Origin of the sequence: Methanocalculus natronophilus, from assembly GCF_038751955.1 — an archaeon.
Lineage (GTDB): Archaea > Halobacteriota > Methanomicrobia > Methanomicrobiales > Methanocorpusculaceae > Methanocalculus > Methanocalculus natronophilus.
In genome coordinates this window covers 308-937 of sequence record NZ_JBCEXH010000025.1, presented here as the reverse complement: position 1 = coordinate 937, position 630 = coordinate 308, and the positions used below count along the sequence as shown (strand labels likewise).

Annotated in this window: 2 protein-coding genes; both read left to right on the top strand. The window is 35.4% G+C overall.

Annotated elements, in window-relative coordinates:
• A partial coding sequence (locus tag ABCO64_RS10145) for a transaldolase family protein (protein WP_343089370.1) occupies positions 1-362 on the top strand: 362 nt, incomplete at its 5' end.
• Positions 359-630: metallophosphoesterase (locus ABCO64_RS10140; RefSeq protein WP_343089369.1), on the top strand; the 272-nt coding region annotated here is incomplete at its 3' end. The genes ABCO64_RS10145 and ABCO64_RS10140, both read left to right, overlap by 4 nt.

The window sequence follows — 630 nt, the reverse complement described above, 5'->3', positions numbered from 1 at the left end:
CCCTAGCCGCAACGGGTGTGGTTAGTTTGGCTCAAGCGTTAATGGCCTATGAAGCCGGCGCTAAGTATGTCATTATTTATGTAAACCGCATGCTATCTAATGGATTAAATCCGTATGGGTTAATTGAAAGTTTAGGGGATTTAAAAACCTTCAAAGATTATGATTATCTTTTAATAGGCGCTTCTTTTAAGAGTGAAGAAGAAATTGTTAAATCACTAAAACATGGGTTAGATGGGGTCACCATTCCACCGCGTTTAGCAGAACGTTTCTTTTTGAACCCGGTCACAGAAAAAAGTGTAAAAGCTTTTCAAAAAGATTTTTCTGATCGCTACCAAGTCCCATCATTTAAGGATAAATCATGAAGCTATTTATTATCTCTGATTTACACGGTCATTTTACCGTAACAAAAAAAGCCTTAGTAGAAAAAGGCTTTGAAGAAGGAAATAAAGATCACCATTTACTTTGTTTGGGTGATTATTTTGATAGAGGCAGTGAAAACAAAGCAGTGTATGAGTATTTAACTTCTCTAAAAGACCAAGCCAGTTTTATTTTAGGCAATCATGATTTATTTTTGCTTGAATTTTTAGAAGGGGATTTTTCAAAAGCGGACTTTAATGCGTTGCATAATGG